Genomic DNA, 23,710 nt, shown 5'->3' on the forward strand with positions numbered 1-23,710 from the left:
GCAGGTCAGGCGTCGGTGTCGACCCGGCGGCGGCCCAGGAGCGTCAGGCCGGTGCCCAGGCCGAGGGCGAGGAGCCCACCGGCGAGGTAGGGCTTCGGCTCCGTGCCGGTGTAGGCGACTGACCGCTCCCGGCCGGGGTCGTGTGCGCCACCGGGGCGGCCGCCGGAAGCGGCTGGGGCTGCGGCTGGGCGACGGGGTGCGCCGCCGCGGGCTGGGGCTGCGGCGCCGGGATCGGCGCCGGGGCGGGCGCACCCGGGACGAGCGCGCACAGCTGACCGATGAGGCCGGTCAGGGGAGCTGGGTCGACGCCGAGGGTGTCGGCACCGTCCTCGATCAGGCCGATCAGCGCCTGGCACCCGGCGGCCGGGTCGGTGAGCGACGGCAGCTGGGCCAGCAGCCCCTCGAGGAGCTCCTGGAGCTCGGCCAGCGGGTCGGCCTCGGCCAGCTCGCACAGCTGGCCCACGAGACCGCCCAGCCCGGACCCCACGGGCGCCGGGATCAGTGCGACGCCCGACTCGAGCTGCTCGCACAGGACCACGGCCGGGTTCGGCTCGTCGGCCGCGGCGACCTCGGCCGGCTGCTGGGGGGACTGCTGCGGCTGGACCGGTGCCTGGCCGGCGGCCTGCTGGCTGCCGGTCCCGAGCGGCAGGCCGAGCGGCACGCCGGGGGTGGGCGCCGTGCGCTCGCTGCCCTCGGTCACGGCGCCGGGCGCGGGGAGTGCCGGCGACTGCGGCGCCGGGGGCAGGCAGGCGGCCAGGTCGCCCCGGCTCAGTCCGGCGACGCAGCCCGACAGCGGATCACCCACGTCGGCGGACGCGGCGGTGGGCGCGAGGAGCAGCGCGCCGGACGCGGTCACGAGGGCGAGCAGCAGGCGAGATCGACGGAACACGGGTCCCCCGGGGGATCGGCACGATGTGGCGCGGTGTCCTACGAGCCAGGGACGGCGAGGTCACGCACCGCTCCGGCGCACCCGCGCGCCGCCACGCAGGGTGACGGATCGGTCCGCTTCAGGTCAGCGGATCGCGCGCCACCGGGCAGGACATGCACCGAGGACCACCCCGGCCGCTGCCCAGCTCCGCGCCGGCGATCCGCACCACCTCGATGCCGGCGGTCTCCAGCGCGGCGTTGGTCACCGTGTTGCGCTCGTAGGCCACGGCCAGCCGGGGAGCCAGCGCGAGGGTGTTGTTGCCGTCGTCCCACTGCTCGCGTTCGGCGGTCACCGGGTCCAGCCCCGTGTCGATCACCCGCAGCCGGTCGATGCCCATCGCGGCGGCCGCCGCAGGCAGGAACGGCTCGGGCCCGCGGACGACGAGGTCGGTGGTGTCCGCGTCGTCCGGGGCCTCGTCCGCGGTCACGGTCCAGGCGACCAGCGAGCCGGCCACCGCCGGATAGACGACCATCGCGTCGACGTCGACCATCGTCGCGACGGTGTCCAGGTGCATGGTGGCCCGCTGCTGCGCGATCGGGACGACGAGCACGGTGTGCGCCAGCCCGCGCGCGAACACCCGCCGGGCCAGCCGCTCGGCACCGCCGGCGGTCGTCCGCTCGCCGACGCCGACCGCCACCACGCCCGGGGCCAGCAGCAGCACGTCGCCCCCTTCGAGGTGCTCCAGCGAGGGGTCGTACAGCTGCCGCGTGCCGGCGAAGCGCGGGTGGTGGGCGTAGAGGGCGCCGGTGATCGTGGTCTCCCGCCGGCGGGCGGGCATCGCCAGCGAGGTCACCGCGACCTGGCCGCCGACCCAGACCGAGGAGTCGCGGGTGAACAGCAGGTTCGGCAGCGGCGGGACGACGAAGTCGCCGCGCCCCATCAGCTCCCACCCCAGCCCGCGGGCGCCGGGCAGCTCGTCGTGGGCGAGGCCGGCGATCAGCGTCGAGGCGAGGTCCGCCGCCGGCAGGTCGGCCAGGTGCTGCGCGGCGGTGCGCCGCAGGGTGGCGCCCAGCCGCGGGTCGTCGACGGCGGCGTCGACCAGTTCGGCGCGGGCGGCGGGCACCTCGAGCACCTCGGCCAGCAGCCGGTCCACGTAGAGCACCTCCACCCCGCGGGCGGTGAGCTCGGCGGCGAACGCGTCGTGCTCCTCCTGCGCGCGCGCCACCCACGGGAGGCCGTCGAACAGCAGCTGGTCGTTGTTGCGCGGGGTGAGCCGCCGCAGCTCGGCGCCGGGCCGGTGCAGCAGGACGGTGCGCAGCGGGCCGACCTCGCTGGTCACGCCGAGGGGAGCGGTCACCGGCCGAGGCTGGCACAGCTGCGGGGATCCGCGCTCGGTAGCGTCGTCCGCCCGGGGGACGACGCGGTCCCCCAGAGGCGGAGGTGTGGCGCGTGGACCTGTTCGACCTGACCGGGAAGGTCGCCGTCGTCACCGGCGGCACCCGCGGCATCGGCCTGATGATGGCCCGCGGGCTGCTGCAGGCCGGGGCGTCGGTCTACATCAGCTCCCGCAAGGCCGAGGCCGGCGAGGAGGCGGTCGCCGAGCTCTCGGAGCACGGGCGAGTGGTCTCGATCCCGGCCGACGTCTCCATCGAGGCCGAGTGCGTGCGCCTGGCCGAGGAGGTGGGCCGGCGCGAGGAGCGGCTGCACGTTCTGGTCAACAACGCGGGCGCCACGTGGGGCGCGCCGTTCGAGGAGTTCCCCGCCTCGGCCTGGGACAAGGTGCTCGACCTCAACCTCAAGGCGCCGTTCTTCCTGACCCGCGCCTTCACGCCGCTGCTCGAGGCGGCGGCGACTCCCGACGACCCGGCCCGGGTGGTGAACGTGGGCAGCATCGACGGCCTGCACGCGCCGGCGCTGCCGACGTACTCGTACTCGGCGAGCAAGGCCGGGGTGCACCACCTCACCCGGGTGCTGGCCAAGGAGCTCGGCCCGCGCGGGATCACGGTCAACGCCGTCGCCCCGGGCCCGTTCGAGTCGAAGATGATGGCCGCCACCCTGGCCGCGCACGGCGAGGAGATCGCCGCGTCGGCCCCGCTGAAGCGGATCGGCCGGCCCGACGACATGGCCGGCGTCGTCGTCTACCTGTCCAGCCGGGCCGGCGCCTACGTCACCGGCGCGGTCATCCCCGTGGACGGCGGCCGGGCGACGACGCTCTAGGCGGTCTCGGCGGCGGGAGGACGGCGGCGCGGGGGACGCCGGGCCGCGGTCTCCGGGACCCGCGCCAGGTGCGCTTCGGCGAGCGCGACCTGGTGCGGGGAGCCCACCGCCTGGCCCTGCCGCCGCGCCGCCTGCCACCACTCGCGGGCGGCCACCGTGTCGCCGCGGTTCTCCGCGACCCGGCCGAGCAGCTCGTCGTAGGAGCCGAGGCTGAACGACGGCGTCCCGAGCACCGCCTGGCGGCCGCGGAAGGGCAGCAGCTGCACGACCGCCATCTCGATCTCCGGCTCGTCGCCGAGCAACAGCGCGGTCTCGGCCTCCAGCAGCACCGCGACGTCACTGGCCCAGTCGCGCACCTGCGTGCGCCCCCACCGGCGGCGCAGCCGGCGGGCCTCGTCGAGGTCGCCGGACTCCGCCGCGGCCACCACCGCCATGAGCTGCAGGAGCGGGTTGCCCTCGTCGCCGGTCTCGACCAGCAGGTCGATCGCCTCGGGCAGCCGCGCGTCGCCGCGGCGCAGCGTGAACTGGTGCGCGGCGAACGCGTGCCGGGCGTGCGGGGTGACCCGGCGGTACAGCTCGTAGGCCTCGGTGGTCAGCTCGTCGGCGCGGGCGGCGTCCCCCCGCAGCCACGCGGCCCCGGCCTGCTGCCAGAGCACGTGCGGCCGCACCTCCGGGCCCGACAGCGAGACCGACAGCCGCCGGGCGGCGTCGAGGTCGGCCTCGAAGCCGCGCAGGTCGGTGAGGTGCAGCCGGATGGCGGCGCGGTGCAGCCGGGCGAGGAACTCCGTCCGCCGGGGCAGGCCGCGGCCGGCCAGGGCCAGCGCCTCGTCGGTCGCGGCCAGCCGGAGCTCGGCCGCCCCCGGCCGGCCCCAGACGGCCAGCGAGTAGTTGTTGAGGGCGCGCCCGAGCAGCCCCGGGTCCCCGGCGCCGCGGGCCAGCTCCACGGCCTGCTCGGCGTACCGCGGTCCGCGCTGCAGGTCCTCGCTGAACGCCAGCTCCACACCCAGGGTGCCCAGCAGCCGGACGGCCAGGCGGTCGCGGTCGGCGTCCGAGGAGTCCGGCGCGATGTCCTCGCGGTGCTCGAGGAGCTCCTCCAGCAGCGCCACCATCTCGTGGTCGACGACGCCGTGCGGCCGCCAGTTCCACAGCGTGGGTGAGCCCCACACCGACGCCGCCTCCAGCAGGCAGCGTCGATCACCCAGCTCCCGGGCGACGGCGATGGCCTGCGCGATGACCTCCCGGGCCTCGGTCCGCTCACCGCTGCGCAGCAGGTCGTCGCCGAGCGCGGTGAGCAGGTCGTGCCGGAGCCGCGCCGCACCGGGCTCGGCGGGGTCGAGCAGCGACAGCGCCCGCCGGGTGTGCGCGGCCGCCTCCCCGTGCGCGAGCCGGGTGCGGGCGGCCTCGGCGGCGGCGGCGGACCAGCGCCGCGCGGGGCCGGGCCCGGCCAGCGGCACGGCCTCGACGAAGTGGTGCGCCAGCCGCTCCACCAGCGTGTCGTCGGCCGCGCTCGCACCCAGCCGTTGCTCGAGCGCGGCGCCCAGCCGGGCGTGCAGGCGGGCCCGCTGCACCACGCCCAGGTCCCCGGCGAGGACCTCCTGCACCAGCGCGTGCGCGAACCGCCAGGTCCAGGGGCGGTCGCCCTCGACGACCAGGCCGAGGGCCATCGCCGCGTCCAGCGCGCCCAGCGCCTCCTCGGCCGGGGTGCCCGCGGCCTCGAGCAGGTCGAGGGAGACCTCGCGGCCGGCCAGCGCGCCCAGCTCGAGGACGGCCCGGGTGTCGGCAGCCAGCCGGGCCAGGCGGGTCCGCAGCACGGCCCCCACCGAGGGCGGCACCGGTCCACGGTCGAGCCCCTGCGCGCCGGCCATCCAGCGGGTGAGCTCCACGATGAAGAACGGGTTGCCCGCGGTGCGGTCGCGCACCGTGGCGGCCAGCGCGGCGTCCCCGCCGGTCCCCAGTTGTGCGGTCAGCAGCGCACCGACCTCCGCCTGGTCCAGGCCCTCCAGCCGCAGCCGGCTGGCCACGGGTTCCCGGCCCAGCCGGGCCAGGCAGTCGGTGACCGGCGCGGGCAGCTCCTCGCCCACGTCGCGCACGGTGATCAGCAGGAGCAGCGGCAGCCGGGGCAGGTGCCGGGTCAGCAGGGCGAGCAGCTGCACCGAGGTGGTGTCGGCGCCCTGCAGGTCGTCCAGCACCACGAGCAGCGGCTGCCGGGTCGCGGCGGCCGACAGGCGGGTGCGCAGGTCCTCGAACAGCCGGAACCGGGCGGCGTCGGGGTCCTCGTCGGCGATGGGGGTCAGCCGCTCCTGGCCCAGCTCCTCCAGGACCTGCGTCCACGGCCAGAGGGCCGGGGCGCCGGCGTCGTCGGCACACCGGCTCCACGCGACCGCCCAGCCGGCCGACCGGGCCACGTCCGCCGAGGCCTCCGCCAGCCGCGTCTTGCCGATGCCGGCCTCGCCCCCCACGACGACGACGGCGGGCCGCCCGCCCGCGGCCAGGTCGAGGGACACCCGCAGCTGCGCCAGCTCGATGGCCCGGCCGACCAGTGCCTCCGCCCCGGGCACCGGCACGGGAGCCGGGGGCGGCGGGGCCTGGACGACGGCGAGGTGGGGCCGGGGCACCCGCTCGGTCAGCTTCGGGTCCTGGCGCAGCACCGCCCGCTCGAGGTCGCGCAGCTCCGGGCCCGGGTCGATGCCCAGCTCGTCGCGCAGGAGCTCCGCGCACCGCCGGAGCGCCTCCAGCGCGTCGGCCTGGCGGTCGGCGGCGTAGAGCGCGGTGACCAGCCGGGCCCACAGCCGCTCGCGCAGCGGGTGCTCGCCGACCAGGCGCTGCAGGTCCGGCACCGCGGCCTCCGGCCGGCCGGAGGCCAGCAGCGCGTCGCAGCGCCGCTCGCGGGCGCGGACCTGCAGCTCGGTGAGCCGGAGCCGGTCGGTGGCGGCCGAGGGGTGCTCGCCCAGCTCGGTGAGCGGCTCCCCCCGCCACAGCGCCAGGGCCTGGTCCAGCAGGGCGACCCCACGCCCGGGGTCCCCGCCCTCCACCGCCCGGTCGCCCTCCTCGACGAGGTGGGCGAAGCGGAGGCTGTCCAGCTCGTCGACCCCGACCTGCACGAGGTACCCGGGCGCCCGGGTCAGCAGGACCGACGGCGGCCGGCGCGGGCCGCGGTCGGGCTCCAGCACCCGGCGCAGGTGGGAGACGTAGGCCTGCAGGGTGCCGGTGACCGTCGGCGGGGGCTCGTCCCCCCACAGCGTGGCGATGATCCGGTCGAGCCCCACTGCCCGGCCGGGCTCGGAGAGCAGCAGGGTCAGGAGGGCCCGGGGCTTGGCACCGCCGACGTCGACCGGCCGCCCGTCGGGAGCCGTGACCTCGAGCGGGCCGAGGACGCGGTAGTGCACGACGGGGGATGCTCCCAGGTGGAGGCCCCGTGCGGGAGGGGGTCCGGGGCGCTGACCCCTCCAAGCGGGGTCCTAGTGGGGTGCTAGCCGGGGACAAGCGCCCGTCAAGGCGCCCTCGGGAGAGTCGCCGCCGTCGGAAGCGCGTCCCCATCCTGCCGAGGAACCTCCCCATGAGTCTCACCCAGGACCCCCAGAAGCTGCACCTCGAGCCTGCCGTCCCCCCCGCCGACGTCGACGACCTGCGCACCCGCGTGCACGGCCCGGTGTACGCCGCCGGGGACGACGGGCTGGGAGCCGAGGTCGCCGCCTGGAACGTCGCCGTCCGGCACACCCCGGCCGTCGCGGTCGGGGCGACGTGCGCCGCCGACGTCGTCGCCGCGGTGCAGTTCGCCGTGGCGCACGGGCTGCCGGTGGCCGTCCAGGCCACCGGTCACGGCCCGGTGCGGAACGCGGCCGGGACCGTGCTGATCACGACCCGCCGGATGCAGGGTGTCGCCGTCGACCCGCACCGCCGCACCGCCCGGGTCCAGGCCGGGGCGAAGTGGGCCGCCGTCCTCGAGGCCGCCGCCGAGCACGGGCTGACCGGGCTGTGCGGCTCGTCCTCCGACGTCGGCGTGGTCGGCTACACCCTCGGCGGCGGGCAGGGCTCGCTGGGCCGGCGGTTCGGGTTCGCCGCCGACACCGTCACCGCGGTCGAGATCGTCACCGCCGACGGTTCGCTGCGCCGGGTCGACGCGACCACCGACCCCGAGCTGTTCTGGGCGGTCCGCGGGGGCAAGGGCTCGTTCGGCGTCGTCACCGCCCTGGAGATCGGGCTGGTCCCGGTGGCGTCGGTGCTCGGCGGCGGTGTCTTCTTCGCCGCCGAGGACGCCGCCGCCGTGCTGCACGCCTACCGGGAGTGGGCGCCCACCCTGCCCGAGGAGGCCAGCAGCTCGGTCGCCGTCCTCCGCCTCCCGCCGCTGCCCGACCTGCCGCCGCCGTTGCAGGGCCAGACCGTCGTCCACCTGCGCTACGTCTACTGCGGGGACGACTTCGCCGAGGGCGAGCGGCTCGTGGCGCCGATGCTGGACGCCGGCCGGATCGTGCTCGGCGCGATCGTCCCGCTGCTCCCGACGGAGATGGACGCCGTCCACATGGACCCGAAGGACCCCATGCCCGGCTGGGAGAAGGGGATGCTGCTCGCCGAGCTGACCGCGGAGACGGTCGACGCCTTCCTCGCCGCCGCCGGTCCCCAGGCGCCGGTCCCGCTGGTCATGGCCGAGATCCGTCAGCTGGGCGGGGCGCTCGGCCGGCAGCCCGCCGTCCCGAACGCCGTCGCCGGGCGGTCCGGTGCGTGGTCGGTGCTCGTGCTGGGTCCGATGGTCCCCGAGCTCGCCGACGTCCTCCCCGCGATCGGCCGGGGGGTCCTGGACGCGCTGCGCCCCTGGGCCGCGCCCGGCTGCATGGTCAACTTCCTCGGCGACGTCTCCGGTCCGGAGGAGGTGCTCGCCGCGTACGAGCCCGCGGACGCGGTGCGCCTGCGCGCCGTCAAGCGGGCGGTCGACCCGGCCGACGTCTTCTCGCACGGGCACGCCGTCCGTGCCGGCTGAGGGGCTGCCCCGGTCGCTGCGCCGCCGGTCGCGGCTAGTCCGGCAGGAGCACGCCGGGGTTGCAGATGCCCGTCGGGTCCAGCCGCTGCTTGACCGCGCGGAGCACCTCGACGCCGAGCGGCCCGATCTCCCGTTCCAGCCAGGGGCGGTGGTCGGCGCCGACGGCGTGGTGGTGGGTGAGCGTGCCGCCGGCGGCCAGCAGGGCGTCGGTGGCCTCCCGCTTGGCGGCCAGCCACTGCTGGATCGGCAGGTCGTCGTCCCGGTCGGCGAGCACGGTGACGTAGAGCGAGGCGCCGGTCGGGTAGCCGTGCGAGACGTGGCTCATCACCAGCGGCGGCCGGCCGTCCCGGCCCAGTGACCGCGCCAGCGCCGAGCGGACGGCGTCGTAGACCACCGGGAGCGCCGTCCACGTCGCGGCCGTCTCGAGGGTCTCGACGAGCAGGCCGGAGTCCAGCAGCCGGTCGCGCAGGTAGGGGGCGTCGAACCGGTGCCGGCGCCACGACTCCCCGACCTTCCGGCCCACCCGCACGGCGCCGCCCTCGCGCAGCGCCGAGGCCGCGGCCCGCCGGCGGGCGCGGACCAGGGTCGGCAGGCCCTCCCAGCCGACGACCAGCAGGCAGCCCTGCCCGTGGCCCCGGGCCCGCAGCGACCCGCGCAGCACCCGCGCTCCCGTGCCGCCGGCCATGAGCAGGTTGGCGCGGGTCTCGTCGGGGTCGGACAGCCGGACGACGTCGGGCAGCAGGTCGTGCCGCGCGAGGCGCTGCAGGCCGGCGAGGCCGGCGGCCCAGCTGCGGAAGGACCACCCCTCGTAGGTGGCGGTCCGCGGCTTCGGCCGCACCCGCAGCCGGAGCTCGGTGATGACGCCGAGCGCACCCTCCGAGCCCAGGGCCAGCCCGAGCAGGTCGGGGCCGGCGGCCGAGGCGGGCGGGTGCCCGAGCTCCAGGACGCCGGTGGGGGTGGCGAGGGTCAGGCCGGCCACGAGCTCGTCGAAGCGGCCGATCCCGGTGGACGCCTGCCCCGCCGACCGGGTCGCCGCGTACCCGCCGAGCGTGGCGAACTCCCAGCTCTGCGGCAGGTGGCCGAGGGTCAGGCCGACGCGGGCCAGTGCCTCCTCCAGCGCCGGCCCGCGCATGCCGGGGCCGACGGTGACCAGCGAGGAGGGGACGTCGAGGTCGCGGACGCTCGCCATGCGGCCGAGGTCCAGCGCCACCGCCGGCCGGTCGTCGGGGTCGATGCCCGACAGCCCGCCGACCACGCTGGTGCCACCGCCGAAGGGCACGACGACGACGCCGCGCTCGGCGCACAGGGCCAGCAGTGCCGCGGTCTCGTCGGTGTCGCCGGGGGAGACGACCGCGTCGGGCGCGTCGGAGACGTCCCCCTCCCGCCGGCGCAGCAGGTCCAGGTAGCTCTTGCCGCCGGTGCGCCGCAGCCGGGACTCGCGGTCGGTGGCCACGTTCTCCTCGCCGAGGAGCGCGGCCATCGCCGCCCGGACGTCGCCGGGCAGCCGGCTGGGCGCGATGCGGATCTCCGACACCCGGACCGGCGGGGTGGACCGCGGTGTCCAGCCCAGCTCCCGGGACAGGTGCCGGCGGGCCGCGCGGGGGAGGGCGCCGGCGAGGTCGGGGTCGGTGTCGAGCTCCAGCGAGCCCTCGTCCCCGTCCAGGCCCTCCCGGACCGTCGCCACGCGGGAGCCGCCCGGCCCCCATCCCTGGATCGTCAGTTCCGGCTGCTCGGGCACGGCTACAGTCTGCCGGGTGCCGACCGTGCCCGTGCCCGGCGCGCTCACCGCGGATCGCCGGGCCGCTGACCTGCGGTTCCTCGCCGAGGGTGCGGTCGACGTCCTGGTCGTCGGCGGCGGGGTGACCGGCGCCGGAGTGGCGCTGGACGCCGCCGCGCGCGGGCTCACGGTGGCGCTGCTGGAGCGGGCCGACCTCGCCTCGGGCACCAGCCGGTGGTCGTCGAAGCTGGTCCACGGCGGGCTGCGCTACCTCGCCCACGGGGAGATCGGCCTGGCCCGGGAGTCCGCCCGCGAGCGCGCCGTCCTCATGGGGTCCACCGCGCCGCACCTGGTCCGCCCGCTGCCCTTCCTCGTCCCCGACGTCGCCGGGCGGGACGTGACGGCGCTGGCCGAGGCCGGCGGCCGGCTCGGTGACGCGGTCCGGCTCTCGGTGCCCGGCGGACGGCGGTCGCTGCCCTCGACGGCGCGGGTGTCCGCGGCGGAGGTGTCCCGCGCGACGCCGGCGGTGCGGGCGGGGCGCGGCGGCGTCGTGTTCTGGGACGGGCAGCTGGCCGACGACGCCCGTCTCGTCGTCGCGCTCGCCCGGACGGCGGCCGCCCTCGGCGCGCGGGTGGTCCCCGGCGCGACGGTGACCGGGGTGTCCGGCGGTGGCGTGTCGGTCGTCGCCGACGGCGAGTCCCTGACCGTGCGGGCCGGGGTCGTGGTCAACGCCGCCGGGGTGTGGGCGCAGCGCCTGGCCCCGGACGTACGGCTGGTGCCGTCGCGCGGGTCGCACCTGGTCGTGCCGGCCGCCCGCCTCGGGTCGCCGTCGGCCGCGCTGACCGTGCCGCTGCCGGGCTCCCGCTCGCGCTACGTGTTCGCGCTGCCGCAGCCCGGCGGGCTGGTCTACCTCGGGCTCACCGACGAACCGGTCGAGGGCCCGGTACCCGACGACGACCCGGTGCCCTCGGACGCCGAGGTGGCGCAGCTGCTGGAGACGGTGAACGCCGTGCTCGCCGAGCCGCTGACCCGCGACGACGTCGTCGGTTCCTACGCCGGGCTGCGGCCGCTGGTGCTGCCCGCCTCGGCCGGGACCGGGCCGGGCGACGCCACCGCCGACCTCTCCCGCAAGCACCTGCTGTCGTGGGACGGCGACCTGCTCACCGTCGTCGGCGGGAAGCTGACGACCTACCGGGCGATGGCCGAGGAGACCGTCGACGCCGTGGTGGCCCGGCTCGGCCGCGGCGCCCGGCGGTCGGTCACCGCGAGGCTGCCGCTGGTCGGCGCCGCGCCCCGGCCCGCGCTGGCCAGGGTGCCGGCTCCGGACCGGCTGGTCGCGCGGTACGGCACCGAGGCGCCGGGGGTCGCGGCGCTGGGGGAGGAGCCGGTGGTCGAGGGCCGGCCGGAGACGGTGGGGGAGCTGCGCTTCGCCGTCCGCGCGGAAGGTGCCCGGACGGTCGGGGACCTGCTCGACCGGCGCACCCGGATCGGGCTGGTGCCGGCCGACCGTGCCCGCGTCGTCGCCGCCGCCGAGGCCGTCCTCGCCGAGTAGCCCCTCCGCCGGGATCAGGTGACCTGATCGTGGCGCCTCCTCCCTCGCCGCACACCGTGGGGGAGGACGCGCTGCGGTGAGGGAGAATTCCGCTGTCTCATGCAATGGGAAGGCCATTCCGTTCTATGGGACGGGGGGTCCATGATCCCGGCATGGACACGTACACCCACGGGCACGCCGAGCCCGTCCTGCAGTCGCACCGCTGGCGGACCGCCGAGAACTCCGCCGGCTACCTCCTGCCCCACCTGAGGCCGGGGCTCGACCTGCTCGACGTGGGCTGCGGGCCGGGGACGATCACGGTCGACCTCGCCCGCCGGGTGGCGCCCGGCCGGGTGGTCGGGCTCGACGTCTCCCCGGATCCGCTGGACGAGGCGCGCGCGGCGGCGGACCGGGCCGGGGTCGCGGTCGAGTTCGCCGTCGGCGACACCTACGCGCTCGAGGCGGCGGACGACTCCTTCGACGTCGTCCACGCCCACCAGGTGCTCCAGCACCTGACCGATCCGGTCGCGGCCCTGCGGGAGATGGCGCGGGTGTGCCGGCCCGGCGGGGTGATCGCGGTGCGCGACGTCGACTACGCGACGTTCACCTGGTTCCCGCTCGACCGCGGTTTGGACCGCTGGCTCGAAATCTACTACGGGGTCGCCCGCGGGAACGAGGCCGAGCCCGACGCCGGTCGCCGGCTGCTGTCGTGGGCGCACGCGGCGGGCCTGCGCGACGTCGTCGCCAGCACGTCGTCCTGGTGCTACGCATCGGAGGCCGAGCGGGAGTGGTGGGGCACCTCGTGGGCCGGCCGGGCGACCGCGTCGTCCTTCGCCGAGCAGGCGGTGGCCTACGGGCTGGCGACGCGCGCCGAGCTGGAGGAGGTCGCCGCGGCCTGGCGGCGCTGGGCTGCGGCGGACGACGGCTGGCTCTCCATGACGCACGGGGAGCTGCTCATCCGCGTCTGACCCGTGAGGCATAGGAAGCAATGCACACGTCTCGGCGCCGTGGACGTGCGTATTGCTTCCTATGCCGGGCGGTCAGCCGGCCGAGCGGGCGGCGTTGGCCTGGACGGCGGTGCTGACCCACTGTGCGAGACCCGGTGCGACCGCCTCGTAGGTGGCGGTGAACCGCTCGTCCTCGACGTACATCCGGCCGAGCGCGGCGTGGATCTCCGGCGGGCAGTCGTAGAAGTTCGCCGTGATCTGCTGCCGGTGCTCCTCGGCGAGGTCCATGGCGTCCGCCGAGTCGGGCGCCACGCCGGACCGCAGCGCCTCGGCCATCCGCCGCACGAGGTCGTCCCCCTCGGCCTTGATCCGCAGCCAGTCGTCCTTGCCGTAGGCCGCCGTCCGCCGCGTCGACTGCGCGTAGGCCTCGGTGTCGCCCCAGCGCGCCTCGACCTCCTCCCCGTACTGCGCGGGGTCCCGGTCGCCGAAGACCTCGAACCGCTCCTCGGGGGTCAGGTGGATCGCCATCTGCCGTGCCTCCATCTCCTTCTCCACGGCCGCGACCATCCGCTGGTCCCGGGCCACCCGGTCGAGCAGCAGCCGGTGCTGCCGGCGCAGGTGCTCGACCGGGTCGACGTCCGGGTCGTCCAGCAGGGTCGCGACCTCCTCGAGGGAGAACCCGAGCTCGCGGTAGACCAGCGCCTGGTGCAGCCGGTCCAGGTCCGCGGCCGAGTACTGCCGGTAGCCCGACGCGCTGCGCCCGGACGGCGACAGCAGCCCGATCCGGTCGTAGTGGTGCAGCGTCCGCACCGTCACGCCGGTCAGGGCCGCGACCTCTCCCACGTTCACGGGTCCTCCTCTCCGACGACGCCGAGTGCACGGCCTGACGTCGCGTCAGGGTCAAGCGCGATCCGCGGCGACCGCCCGGGGGAGTGTCGCCGCCACCGTGGGCACGGTCCCCTCGGCGCCCGGCAGCGCCACGTTGAGGAAGCCGCTCAGCCGTGGACGCCATGCCCGCATCGCACCGCGGTGCGGCTCGGCGCGGGCGAAGGCGCGCACCGCGGCGTCGTCGTCCCACCACGAGACCGTCGTGAACGTGCGCGCCAGCGGCTGGGCGCGCAGCTGCAGCGACCGGGCGCCGGGCGAGCGCGCGACCTGGCGCCGGATGGCGAGCGAGGTGCGGAAGAACGCCGGGACGTCGCGCAGCCGGCGCAGCTGCAGGCGGGTGACGAGGACGACGCCGGGGCCGCCCGCGGGCTCGGCGGCGGACCACGGCAGGTCGGGGATCGAGAACACGGGGGCCTCCTGCTTTACGGGTGTTAAGCAGAGTAGCGCCGTGCTTAACACGTGTAAAGTCAGGGACGTGACAAGGACGACGGGGCAGCTGCGGAGCGAGCTGGTGCGGGCCGGCGCCGTCCTGCTGGAGCGGACCGGCGCGGAGGAGGCGGTCACGCTGCGGGCCGTGGCGCGCGAGGCCGGGGTCAGCGCGCCGGCCGTCTACGGGCACTTCGCCGACCTGACGGCGCTCCTCGACGCGGTCGTCGCCGAGGGGTTCGACGAGCTGCGGGCGCGGATCCTCGCGGCCGTCGAGCCGCTCGCCGATCCGGTCGACCGGCTGGTGGCCGGGTGCCGGGCCTACGTCGAGGCCGGCCTGGTGGCACCGGTGCGCTACCGGGCGATGTTCGGCGGGCGCCGCGGCTCCGGCGGGGAGGCCTTCGCCGTCCTCGTCGACGGCGTCTCCGCCTGCGTGACCGCCGGCCGCTCCGGCAGCGAGGACCCTGCGGCGGACGCCGCGCTGCTGTGGACCGCCCTGCACGGCGTGGTCACGCTCCGCGTCACCGGCGCGGATCCCTCCTGGCCGGACCAGGACACCCTCGTGCGGACGCTCGTCGGGCGCCTCGCACGGATCAGGGGCGACGACCCCGCTTGACGGCGTACATCGCCTCGTCGGCGCGGCGCAGGAGCGAGTCGGCGGTGTCGGCCGGCCGGCTGAGCGCGGTGCCGCAGCTCCCCCGCAGGCCGGCGCCGGTCGCGAGGGCGCTCTCGATCCGGGCGACGAGCTCGGCCGCGTCCCGGGCGGTGCCCATCCCGGGGCAGACGACGACGAACTCGTCGCCGCCCATCCGGCCGACCGTGTCGCTCGGGCGGACGACCGAGCGGAGGGCGTCGGCGGCGCGCAGCAGTGCGGCGTCCCCGGCGTCGTGCCCGGCGGTGTCGTTGATCGCCTTGAAGCCGTCGAGGTCGCAGTAGGCGACCACCGTGGGGGTCCGGTCCCGGCGCTGGACGCGCAGCGCCTGCTCCACCCGGTCGACCACGAGGGCCCGGTTGGGCAGGCCGGTCAGCGGGTCGTGCAGCGCTGCCTCGCGCAGCTTGGCCTCGAGCTCCCGCTGCTCGGTGATGTCCCTGATGGTGATGACCCCGCCGAGGACCGTGCCGTCGTCGTCGTGGATCGGCTCGGCGGTGGCCAGCGTGACGCGGCGGAGGCCTCCCGGCCGGCCGGCGACGAGTTCGACGTCGCGCACCTGCTCGCCCCGGACGGCGCGCTGCAGCGGTCCGGACCTCGGGTCGACCGGGGTGACCCCGTCGGCCAGGTAGAGGTCCTCGAACAGCGGGGCGTCGACCAGCCGGCCGCCTCCCCAGCGGTCGCCCGCCCAGTCGGCCACGATCCGGTTGACGCGGGTCGGGCGGCCCTCGGCGTCCGACGCGACGACACCCACCGACAGCGAGTCCAGGAGCGCGCGGTCGAAGGCGCGGGCCCGCGAGAGCTCGGCCGAGGCGGCCTCGGCGACCCGGGCGGCGCGGTACCGGTCGACGAGGGCCAGGGCGACCTCGGCCAGGTCGGCGAGCCGGTCCACCTGCTCGGGCGTCAGTTCGCGGACCTCGTCGTCCCACGTGCAGACCGTGCCGATGACGTCGCCGTCGGTGGTCCGCAGCGGCGCGCTGGCGAAGAAGCGCAGCCGGCCGATCCGGCCGTCGACGAAGGCGTTGCCGGCGTGGTCGGGATCGGCGCGGAGGTCGGCGCCCCAGAAGACGCCGGGGCGCACGGAGGTGCGGGCGCACAGCGAGTCCTCCTGCGACACCCGGCACGGCTCGGCACCCAGTCCGACCAGGGTCACCTGCTCCTCGTCGTCCAGGAGGTTCACGGCCGCGTGGGCGGCACCGGTCACCGCGGCGGCGAGCCGGAGCACCGCGTGCAGCTCGGCCTGTTCGGGCGCCTGCCCGCTGCCGAGCTCGCGCAGCGCGTCGCGCTGTACCTCGGATCGTGCGGTGAGCGGTCGCAGGGTGGCGGTCACGTCGTCCTCTGTCCGGGCGGCGATGGGGTCGAGAGGACAACGGCGCTCCGGCGGTCCGGCTGGACCGGCCCTTCACCCGTTCGGGTGAACGGAGGGATCAGCGGGGAACGCGACGCTCGGCCTTGACCCGGTACATCGCCTCGTCGGCGCGGGCCAGCGCGGACTGCGGGGTGTCCGCGGGGGTGCTGAGCACCGCGCCGACGCTGATGCCGACCTCGAAGCGGGACCCGTCGGTCAGGACGAAGGGCTCGGCGAAGGAGGCGGTCACCCGCGCGGCGACCTCGTCGGCCGACGCCTCGTCGTGCAGGCCGGGGCAGAGCAGGACGAACTCGTCGCCGCCGATCCGGGCGACGGTGTCCCCGGGGCGGATCGCGCTCCGCAGCCGGCGGGCGGCCTTGCGCAGGACGATGTCGCCGGCGGCGTGCCCGGCGAGGTCGTTGACCGGCTTGAAGTCGTCGAGGTCGCAGTACAGGACGCTGAACGGCTCGGCGCTGCGGCCCGACCCGAGCAGGAGCGCCGACAGCCGGTCGATCAGCAGGCTGCGGTTGGGCAGTCCGGTCAGCGGGTCGTGCAGGGCCGCCGTCCGCAGCTCCTCCTCCAGGGCCCGGCGCTCGGTGACGTCGGCCATGGCGACGACGGCGCCGAGCAGGGTGCCGTCGTCGGCGTGGACGGGCTCTCCGGAGCACTCGACCAGGCGCAGCCGCCCGTCGGAGCCGGCGATGGCGATCGGCACGTCGGTGAGCCGGCCGTCGGCCAGCACCCGGAACAGCGGGATCTCCTCGGCCTCCAGCTCCCGGCCCGTCGTGGTCGCGAGGCGGAAGGCGCCGGCGACGTCGCGCATCGCGACGTCCGGATCGGCGTCCAGGCCGTGCCAGGCGCGGCTGACCCGGTTGAAGAGGTTGACCCGGCCGGCGGCGTCGGCCGCCACGATCCCGACCGGCAGGGCCTCGAGCAGCGCGCCGGTGAAGGCATTCGAGGTGGCGAGCTCGGCGTGCGCGGCCTCCGCCTCCCGCCGGGCCTGCTCGCTGGCGGCGGCCAGCTCGGCCATCTCGTCGGCCTGGCGGCGGCGCAGCAGCAGCGAGACGAGGACGTCGGCCAGGTCGGTCAGCCGGGCGGTCTCGTCGGGACGGAACGGGTGGGGCCGGTCGTCGAAGACGCAGAGGCTGCCGACCACCTGTCCGTCGAGGACCAGCGCGGCGCCGGCGTAGGCGCGGATGCGGGCCAGCCGCCCGTCCACCCACGGGTTGCCGGCGAACTCCGGGAGTCCCGAGAGGTCGTCGACGGCCGCCACGGCGGCGCCACCTCGGAGCAGCGTGGCGCAGAGGGAGCCGTCGAGGGGGCTCGCGCCGCCGGTGAACCCGTGCGCGCCCAGCTGCCGCTGCAGCTCGCCGTCGAAGAGGTTGACGGTGGCGCAGGCCAGGCCGGTGACGGCGGCGGCGACGCGCACCACGCCGTCGAGATCCGAGTCGCCGGCCGCGTCGAGGACAGCCGTCGAGGTCCGAGCGCCTCGAGACATGCGGACCTCCCTCGTTCCGGTTTCCTGCCGTCGGCAACGGCGACCGGCCGCGGGTGCTTGAGGGCCGCACGGGCATCTCCCCCGGCGGAGGGAGGTCAGCCGACGAGCGAGCGCACCGTCTCCACGATCGCGAACAGCGCGAAGACGAGGAACAGCCCCGCCGCCACCCGGCGGATGAGGGCGACGGGCAGCCGGTCGGCGAGCTTCTTGCCGAGGAAGACCGCGAGCCCGGAGACGACCAGCAGGGCCGCCCACCCACCGACGAACACCGACAGGGGCTCCTCGTAGCGGGCCGCCATGCCGGCGATCGCGAGCTGGGAGAGGTCGCCCCACTCCGCCGCGAACAGGACGCCGAACGAGATGGCCGCGGCGCGGAGGAAGGAGGTGCCCTCGCGGGAGTCCGCGGCGTCGTTGCCCTCCTCGGTGCCGCTTGACGCGCTGCGCCACAGCACGAGCGCGCCGATGAGGAACAGAGCGGCGACGACCCCGGTGACCAGGGCCTCCGGCAGGAGCGTGAGCAGCGAACCGGCGGTGACCGCGATCGCCACCTGGAGACCGAACGCCGTCCCGACGCCGACGAACACCGGCCAGTGCGGGAACCGGGTGGCCAGGACGAGGCTGGCGAACAGCGTCTTGTCCGGCAGTTCCACGGGGACCACCAGGACGAACGCGGTCAGGACGACCGACAGCACCAGCACGAGATCTCACTTCCGCTCCGGCGATGCCGGGCGGGGGTACGGGCAGCCTCCGACCGGCAGCGCGCGTTCCACTGCCCAGTCGAAGGTCTCGCCCACCCACGCGAACGTGGGCCCGCTGACCGGGAGCCACCTCGCGGTGGCGCCAGCATGTCGACCAGCGGTCGGGGGGCTACTCCCCTTCTCGTCGAGCACCATAGCCGATCGGGAGCCGGAAACCCCGGGTGCGCCCGGTCACACGGCGGCGTTAGCGTCCGGCATGCCGTTCCGTTGACGCCCGTCCCGCTCCCGACCGGCTCCCCTGCCGGTCGCCGCCCGGCCGCTGGCCCGCCTCGTCGTGGGCTGGACGGCGCTTGCCGGGCTCGCCCCGATCTACCCGCTGTACGCCCTGCTGTTCCTCGACACCGGCCTGTCGCAGGGACAGGTCTCGGGGCTGTTCGCGCTGTGGTCGGTCACCGGGTTCCTCGCCGAGGTGCCCGCCGGTGTGCTCGCCGACCGGTGGTCGCGCCGCGGGGTCCTGGTGCTCTCCGGCGTGCTCGAGGCCACCGCGTTCGCGCTGTGGACCGTGGTACCGGCCGCCTGGTCGTTCGCGGTCGGCTTCGTGGTGTGGGGTGCGGCCGGCGCGCTGGTCTCCGGCACCGTCGAGGCGGTGCTCTACGACGGCCTCGCGGCGCGGGGCGCGGGGCGCGCCTTCGCCCGGGTCCACGGCTGGACGACGGCGGCCGAGCTGCTCGTCCAGGTGCCGACCGCGGTGCTGGCGACCGTGCTCTTCGCGGCCGGTGGCTACGCGCTGGCCGGCTGGGTCAGCGTGGCCGTCTGCCTGGCCGCGGCGGTCCTGGCACTGCGCTTCCCCTCGCCGCCGCCCTCCGAGCCCGCTGCGGACGACGACGTGCCGCTGGGCCGGGCGGTCGGGACGGCGCTGCGCCGTCCGGGGCTGCGCCTGGTGGTCGTCGCGGTCGGGCTGCTGGGCGGGCTCGACGCGATCGAGGAGTACCTGCCGGTCATGGCGGCGGACTGGGGCGTGCCGCCGGCCGCGGTGCCGGGGACCGTGCTGGCCGTGGCGTTGACAGGAGCGCTCGGTGCCGCCCTGGCCGGCCGGGCCGCCCGCCTGCCGACCGCGACGCTGCTGTGGCTGCTGGCCGGCAGCGGTCTGCTCCTCGCCGCGGCCGCGGGATGGGCCCGACCGGCTGCGACGGCCGCCCTGGCGGTCGCCTACGGCCTGTACCTGGCGGTCCTCGTGGTGGCCGAGGCTCGGCTCCAGGAGCGGATCACCGGCCGCTACCGGGCGACGCTCACCTCGGTGGCCGGCCTCGGCATCGAGCTGGGGTCGCTGCTGGTCTTCGCGGCCTGGGCGCTCGGCGGGGCGGCGGGTGTCGCCGTCCTCTTCCTGGCCGCCGTCCCCCTGGTCCGGCGGGCCTTGCCGTGACCGGTGGCGGGCGATGACATCGCGATCCTCGCGGACCGCACCGCGGCCAGGTGCCGTCCCCGATCCGCGTTGAGCCGCTGACGTCGCACCCGGCGGGGACCCTGCGGGCCCGCCACCGGTCACGACATCGCTATCGCTATCGCGCTGAGCGCCGGGCGATCCGGGCGGCGAAGACGCCGGCCGCGTGGCCGTTGTCGATGTTGCTCACCACGACTCCGGGCGTGGAGGAGTTGAGCATCGTCAGCAGCGCACCGAAGCCGCCGAAGGAGCCGGGCTGGCCGGTGGAGGTCGGCACCGCGACCACCGGCACGTCGGTCGTCGCGGCCACCAGGCCGGCGAGGGAGGCGTCGAGTCCGGCGACGACGACCAGGCAGTCGGCGTCGGCCAGCACCGACGGGTCGGGCAGGCCGCTGTGCATCCGGTTGCCGCCCAGATCGGCGACCCGGACGACGTCGGTGCCGGTGACCCGCGCGGCGAACGCGGCCTCCGCGGCCACCGCGGCGTCGCCGCCCCCGGCGGAGAGGACGACGACCCGGCCGACCGGCTCCGGGAGCGGGCCGACGGCGGCCGACATCGCGGCGGCGTCGACGGTGGTGTGCGGCTCGTGCTCGGTGGCCAGCGCGAGGAGGGTGTCCGCGGCGGCCCGCACGACCACCGCGGGACGGTCCGGATACGCCGCGCGCGCCTCGCGGACGAGGGCGAGCACCTGCTCGGTGCTGCGGCCGGGCGCCCAGACGACCTCGGGGTCGGGGACGCGTCCGCGGGCCGGCGCCGGGGGCAGCGTCGCGGGAGCGGCCGGGGGCGGACCGGCCAGCGGGACGTCCGCCGGCTGCGGCTCGAGCAGGAGCGGGGCGAACCCGTCGGAGACCCCGGTGGGCTCGTCCGGAGCCGGCTGGAGGGCGGCGGGCGGGACGGGGGTCTCCGCCGGGGCCTCCGCCCGCTGGGTGACCGCCGACAGCCGCACGACGCGGTCACGACCGCTGCGCTTGGCGTCGTAGAGCACGCCGTCGGCGGCGGCGAAGAGGGTGCGCCGGTCGTCGCCGCGGGCGGCCGAGGCGACGCCCACGCTGATGGTGACGGGCCGGTCGAGTCCGAGGGCGGCCCAGTCGTGGCCGGCCACGGCGCGCCGGATCCGCTCCAGGGCCCGCTCCGCCTGCTCGGCCGTCGTCTCGGGCAGCAGGACGACGAACTCGTCACCGGCCCAGCGGCACACCTCGTCGGTGTCGCGGCAGCCGTCGATGAGCAGGTCGCCGACGATCCGCAGCACCGCGTCCCCGCCGGGGTGGCCGATCGCGTCGTTGATCGACTTGAACCGGTCGACGTCGATCACGGCGAGGGCCGGCATCGTGCCGGCCGCGATGAGCCCGTCCAGCCGGGCCTCGGCGTAGCGGCGGTTGGGCAGGTGGGTGAGCGGGTCCTCGTAGGCCTGCCGGCGCAGCTGACCGGCGGCGCGCTCGGTCTCCAGCAGGCTCTTGCGCCGTCCGAACAGCTCCACCCACCGGGTACGCCGCTCGTCGACGCGGTCGAGCTCGTCGGACAGGTAGGCCTGCAGGTACGGCAGCGCCCGCCCGGCGTCGTCCAGCTCGGCGTGCAGCGTGCAGAGCTCGCGCAGCGCCGCCCGGCGCAGCCGGGGGAGGCCGTGCTCGGTGGCCAGGGCCAGGGCCTTCGCCAGCTGCTCGTCGGCGTCCCGGCCGTCGCCCTGGCGGCGCAGCGCGCGGCCGAGCGCGAGGAGGGCGGCGGCCAGCACGGCCCGGTCGCCGATGGCGCTGGAGATCCGGACGGCGGCCCGCAGCGGACCGGCCGCGGCGGCGTGCTCGCCCAGGCCGACCAGCGCCCAGCCGTGCACCACCTGGGCGGCGACGACCGCGTTCCCGGCCTCGGGCGGGAGGAGCGCGAGCGCGTCCTCGGCCAGTTGGCGCGCCTCGGCGAAGTGCGGGGCCGCCGACTCGGGCACGCCGTCGTCGAGCAGTCCCTCACCGAGCTCCGCGCACAGCTCGCCCAGCCGGCTCGCCGCGCGGGCGACGAGGATGTCCGGGTCGCCGTCCTCGCTGCCGAGCAGCTCGGGGGCGGCCGCGGCGTCCAGCGCGGTCCGGTGTGCGCGGCGCTGGTAGTCCAGCGCCAGCGGCATGAGCTCGAGGTCGGCGAGGACGCCGGCCAGCGTGGCCAGGGTGTCGACCAGCAGCGCCGACGGCGGCAGCGCCGGGTCGAGCAGGCTGGCCGCCTCCACCGCCTCGTCCATCGCCGCGTCGATCCGCCGCGACAGCAGCTCGATGCGGGCGTGCCGGGCCAGCCCGGCGGCGCGCTGGAGGTCGTCGTCGGTCGCGTCGAAGGCGGCCTTGGCGGAGCGGACGAGGGCGATGGCCAGGGCCGCGCGCGAGGCGGGGTCGGACTGGCCCTCGCCGTCGGAGGGGTCGAGCAGCCCGGCGATGCCGGCGTGCAGGTCCAGCGGAGCGGCCGGCGGCTCGCCGGGCGGGGACTCGACGGGGTCGCCGACGAGGGTGAACCCCGCCATGCGCAGCCGGCGCACCAGCAGCTCGGCGCGCAGGGTGTCGGCCCAGGCGCGACCGAGGCTGGCGGCGGCCTCGGTGCCGGGCTCGTCGGGCGGTCCCGGGGGCGCCGCGTACGGCGAGGGGTCGCCCTCGAGGTCGGCGAGGAGTTCCTCGGCGTCGTCCAGCCGCCAGTCCGACAGGGCAGCGGTCACCCGGTGATGCAGGGCTCCCGGTGGCACGAGCGCACTGTGCACGGCGTCGTCCTGGGAGTCACGCATCCGTCCGGGGGCGCGCCGAGCCGGATCGGGCGCGTCTCCCGTTTCGTCACAGGAGTCCCACGGGGACGCCGTCATGCGGTCTCACCGCCGGCGGCACCGGGCGCGCGCACGCGGTTGCGTCCCCCGCGCTTGGCGCTGAACAGGTGGAGGTCGGCGGTGTCGAACAGCGAGCGCCACCCCGACGGCACCGCGGCCTGCTCGGGGTCGCGGGGCGGCGCGGTCGCGACACCGATGCTGACCGTGACCGGCTCGGGCAGCTGCAGGTCGCCCCAGTCGGCGTCGGCCACGGCCGCCCGCAGCCGCTCCATCGCCAGCAGCGCCTGGCTCTCGGTGGCCTCCGGCAGCACCACGAGGAACTCGTCGCCGGCCCACCGGTACACCTCGTCCCCGCCGCGGCAGTGCTCGCGCAGCAGGTCGGCCACCCGGCGCAGCACCTCGTCCCCGTGCGAGTGGGAGGTGTCGTCGTTGACCTCCTTGAAGCGGTCGACGTCCACCACGGCCAGCGACATCGGCGCCTCGCCCAGCGGCATGCTGCCCAGCCGCCGCTCGGCGCTGCGCCGGTTCCCGAGCCCGGTGAGCGGGTCCTCCAGCGCGTAGGTGCGCAGGACGGCGGCCTGCCGCTCGGCCTCGCGCAGCCGGCTGCGGCGGACGAACATCTCTGCCCACAGCTCCCGGCTCCGGGCGTGCGCCCGTCCCGCCTCGGACCGGTAGGCCTCCAGCCAGTGCAGCGCCTCGGCCGGCCGGCCCTGGGCGGCGGTGGCCTGCCCCAGCTCCAGCAGGCACTGCCGGTAGCGGCGCCGGTCACCGGTCGCGGCGAAGGCGCCGGCGGCGTCGACCAGCAGGTCGGTGGCCTCCTCCGCGGAGCCGCCGCCCGTGCGGTCGCGGGACAGCCGCGCCAGCAGCCGGGCCAGGACCAGGTCGGTGTAGCCGCGCAGCCAGATCCCGTCGTCGCGATGCACGCGCCGGTGCACCCGGCGCAGCGGGCCGAGCGCGTCCTCGAGGTCGCCGGCGCAGGCCATCGCCCACGCCTGGACGACGTCGAGGAGGTCCTGGTCGGCGGGGTCGGGTTCGCGGTCGAGCTCCCGCGCCTCCGTGGCGCAGGCGAGCGCGACGGCGGCCAGCTCCGCGGCGCGCTGGTCCTGGCCGCGGCGGCGCTGGGTCTGGGCCAGCTCGACGTGCTGCTGGGCGCACAGCCGCAGCAGCTGCCACCGGTCGGCCACGTCGGGCAGGGCGGCGGCGATGCGGGAGCCCTGCAGCGCCTGCGCCACCGCCAGCTGCTCCAGGTCCAGGGCGCCCAGGGTCAGCGAGAGCCACAGGTGCGCCTGGTGGTGCGGGCGGCCGCGGCCGGTCCCCCCGGCGGTGGGACCCGCGGCCTCGGCGAGCAGGCTGGCGTCGACGGCGAGCAGCATCGCGGCGTCGACGTGGTCGGCGGTGGCCTCCACGTGCGCGAGGTAGGCGAGCGTGAGGGCCGTCGTCGCGGTGGGCGGGCAGCCGCCGAGGGCGGTCCGGGCGGCACCGACGGCCGCGGTGGCGGCGTCGGGATCGGCGTCGATGAGGGCGCGACGGGCGTCGAACGCGTGCCGCCAGGCGACCCACGCGGGGTCGGTCGCAGAGTGGAGGAGGTCGGCGAGGTCGTCGTGCTCCCGGGCGAAGGACGGCGGGTCGACGGGGTCGCTTGCGGCCAGGAGACGCCAGAGCGCAGCATCCAGATCACGCTCCGTGACGCGGATGGTGCCGGGGATGACGCATCCCTCCACT

General features: G+C 76.8%; 17 protein-coding genes. 6 read left to right on the forward strand and 11 right to left on the reverse strand.

Features of this window, described 5'->3' with window-relative positions; translation table 11 throughout:
- Positions 1–43: 43 nt before the first annotated feature.
- Positions 44–856, reverse strand: coding sequence for a hypothetical protein (locus N555_RS0103920; RefSeq protein ID WP_197028897.1), 813 nt, complete (start codon positions 854–856; stop codon positions 44–46).
- 151 nt (positions 857–1,007) lie between these two features.
- Positions 1,008–2,225, reverse strand: a complete 1,218-nt coding sequence (locus tag N555_RS0103925; RefSeq protein WP_034508726.1) for an arginine deiminase — start codon at positions 2,223–2,225, stop codon at positions 1,008–1,010.
- Positions 2,226–2,317: 92 nt separating this feature from the next.
- Between N555_RS0103925 and N555_RS0103930 the strand changes: the two genes are divergently transcribed.
- The gene (locus N555_RS0103930) at positions 2,318–3,085 is read left to right on the forward strand and encodes an SDR family oxidoreductase (protein ID WP_029430199.1); all 768 of its coding nucleotides are present in this window, start codon (positions 2,318–2,320) and stop codon (positions 3,083–3,085) included.
- On the opposite strand, the gene N555_RS0103935 is transcribed toward N555_RS0103930, so the two are convergent.
- Complete coding sequence (locus N555_RS0103935) at positions 3,082–6,471, reverse strand: AfsR/SARP family transcriptional regulator (protein WP_029430200.1); 3,390 nt, start codon at positions 6,469–6,471, stop codon at positions 3,082–3,084. The genes N555_RS0103930 and N555_RS0103935 overlap by 4 nt on opposite strands.
- Positions 6,472–6,641: 170 nt before the next feature.
- Between N555_RS0103935 and N555_RS0103940 the strand changes: the two genes are divergently transcribed.
- On the forward strand, positions 6,642–8,060 hold the full coding sequence (locus tag N555_RS0103940; protein WP_029430201.1) for an FAD-binding oxidoreductase: 1,419 nt from the start codon (positions 6,642–6,644) through the stop codon (positions 8,058–8,060).
- Positions 8,061–8,094: 34 nt separating this feature from the next.
- On the opposite strand, the gene N555_RS0103945 is transcribed toward N555_RS0103940, so the two are convergent.
- Positions 8,095–9,798, reverse strand: coding sequence for an FAD-binding oxidoreductase (locus N555_RS0103945; RefSeq protein ID WP_029430202.1), 1,704 nt, complete (start codon positions 9,796–9,798; stop codon positions 8,095–8,097).
- 16 nt (positions 9,799–9,814) lie between these two features.
- On the opposite strand from N555_RS0103945, the gene N555_RS0103950 reads away from it, so the two are divergent.
- Together N555_RS0103950 and N555_RS0103955 are read left to right on the forward strand one after the other, a co-directional pair.
- Positions 9,815–11,329 carry a glycerol-3-phosphate dehydrogenase/oxidase gene (locus N555_RS0103950; protein ID WP_231502584.1) on the forward strand — a complete coding sequence of 505 codons (1,515 nt, stop codon included), beginning with the start codon at positions 9,815–9,817 and terminating at the stop codon, positions 11,327–11,329.
- Between the two features lie 152 nt (positions 11,330–11,481).
- Positions 11,482–12,276, forward strand: a complete 795-nt coding sequence (locus tag N555_RS0103955) for a methyltransferase domain-containing protein (protein WP_029430204.1) — start codon at positions 11,482–11,484, stop codon at positions 12,274–12,276.
- Positions 12,277–12,348: 72 nt separating this feature from the next.
- Here the strand turns inward: N555_RS0103955 and N555_RS0103960 are convergent, their stop codons facing one another.
- Positions 12,349–13,104, reverse strand: a complete 756-nt coding sequence (locus tag N555_RS0103960) for a MerR family transcriptional regulator (RefSeq protein WP_029430205.1) — start codon at positions 13,102–13,104, stop codon at positions 12,349–12,351.
- A gap of 51 nt (positions 13,105–13,155) precedes the next feature.
- The gene (locus N555_RS27765) at positions 13,156–13,551 is read right to left on the reverse strand and encodes an antibiotic biosynthesis monooxygenase family protein (RefSeq protein ID WP_051683711.1); all 396 of its coding nucleotides are present in this window, start codon (positions 13,549–13,551) and stop codon (positions 13,156–13,158) included.
- Between the two features lie 67 nt (positions 13,552–13,618).
- On the opposite strand from N555_RS27765, the gene N555_RS27285 reads away from it, so the two are divergent.
- A complete protein-coding gene (locus tag N555_RS27285; protein ID WP_197028898.1) occupies positions 13,619–14,185 on the forward strand; it encodes a TetR/AcrR family transcriptional regulator in 567 nt (188 codons plus the stop codon).
- Here the strand turns inward: N555_RS27285 and N555_RS0103975 are convergent.
- The 3 genes from N555_RS0103975 to N555_RS0103985 all read right to left on the reverse strand — a co-directional run bounded on the left by N555_RS0103975 (position 14,163) and on the right by N555_RS0103985 (position 17,762).
- Positions 14,163–15,548, reverse strand: coding sequence for a diguanylate cyclase domain-containing protein (locus N555_RS0103975; protein ID WP_029430208.1), 1,386 nt, complete (start codon positions 15,546–15,548; stop codon positions 14,163–14,165). The two genes, N555_RS27285 and N555_RS0103975, sit on opposite strands and share 23 nt — an antisense overlap.
- A gap of 97 nt (positions 15,549–15,645) precedes the next feature.
- On the reverse strand, positions 15,646–17,064 hold the full coding sequence (locus N555_RS26575; protein ID WP_051683713.1) for a sensor domain-containing diguanylate cyclase: 1,419 nt from the start codon (positions 17,062–17,064) through the stop codon (positions 15,646–15,648).
- Positions 17,065–17,159: 95 nt separating this feature from the next.
- Positions 17,160–17,762 carry a TMEM165/GDT1 family protein gene (locus tag N555_RS0103985; RefSeq protein WP_231502585.1) on the reverse strand — a complete coding sequence of 201 codons (603 nt, stop codon included), beginning with the start codon at positions 17,760–17,762 and terminating at the stop codon, positions 17,160–17,162.
- 334 nt (positions 17,763–18,096) lie between these two features.
- On the opposite strand from N555_RS0103985, the gene N555_RS0103990 reads away from it, so the two are divergent.
- Positions 18,097–19,185: an MFS transporter gene (locus N555_RS0103990; protein ID WP_029430211.1), complete on the forward strand. Its 1,089-nt coding sequence runs from the start codon at positions 18,097–18,099 to the stop codon at positions 19,183–19,185.
- A 136-nt stretch (positions 19,186–19,321) separates the two neighbouring features.
- Here the strand turns inward: N555_RS0103990 and N555_RS0103995 are convergent, their stop codons facing one another.
- Positions 19,322–21,886 carry a diguanylate cyclase domain-containing protein gene (locus N555_RS0103995; RefSeq protein WP_231502586.1) on the reverse strand — a complete coding sequence of 855 codons (2,565 nt, stop codon included), beginning with the start codon at positions 21,884–21,886 and terminating at the stop codon, positions 19,322–19,324.
- A gap of 137 nt (positions 21,887–22,023) precedes the next feature.
- Entirely contained in the window at positions 22,024–23,709 is a 1,686-nt protein-coding gene (locus N555_RS0104000; RefSeq protein WP_051683714.1) for a GGDEF domain-containing protein, read from the reverse strand.
- Between the last annotated feature and the right edge of the window lies 1 nt (position 23,710).

The sequence above is a fragment of the Blastococcus sp. URHD0036 genome (assembly GCF_000701365.1).
Classification (GTDB): Bacteria; Actinomycetota; Actinomycetes; order Mycobacteriales; family Geodermatophilaceae; genus Trujillonella.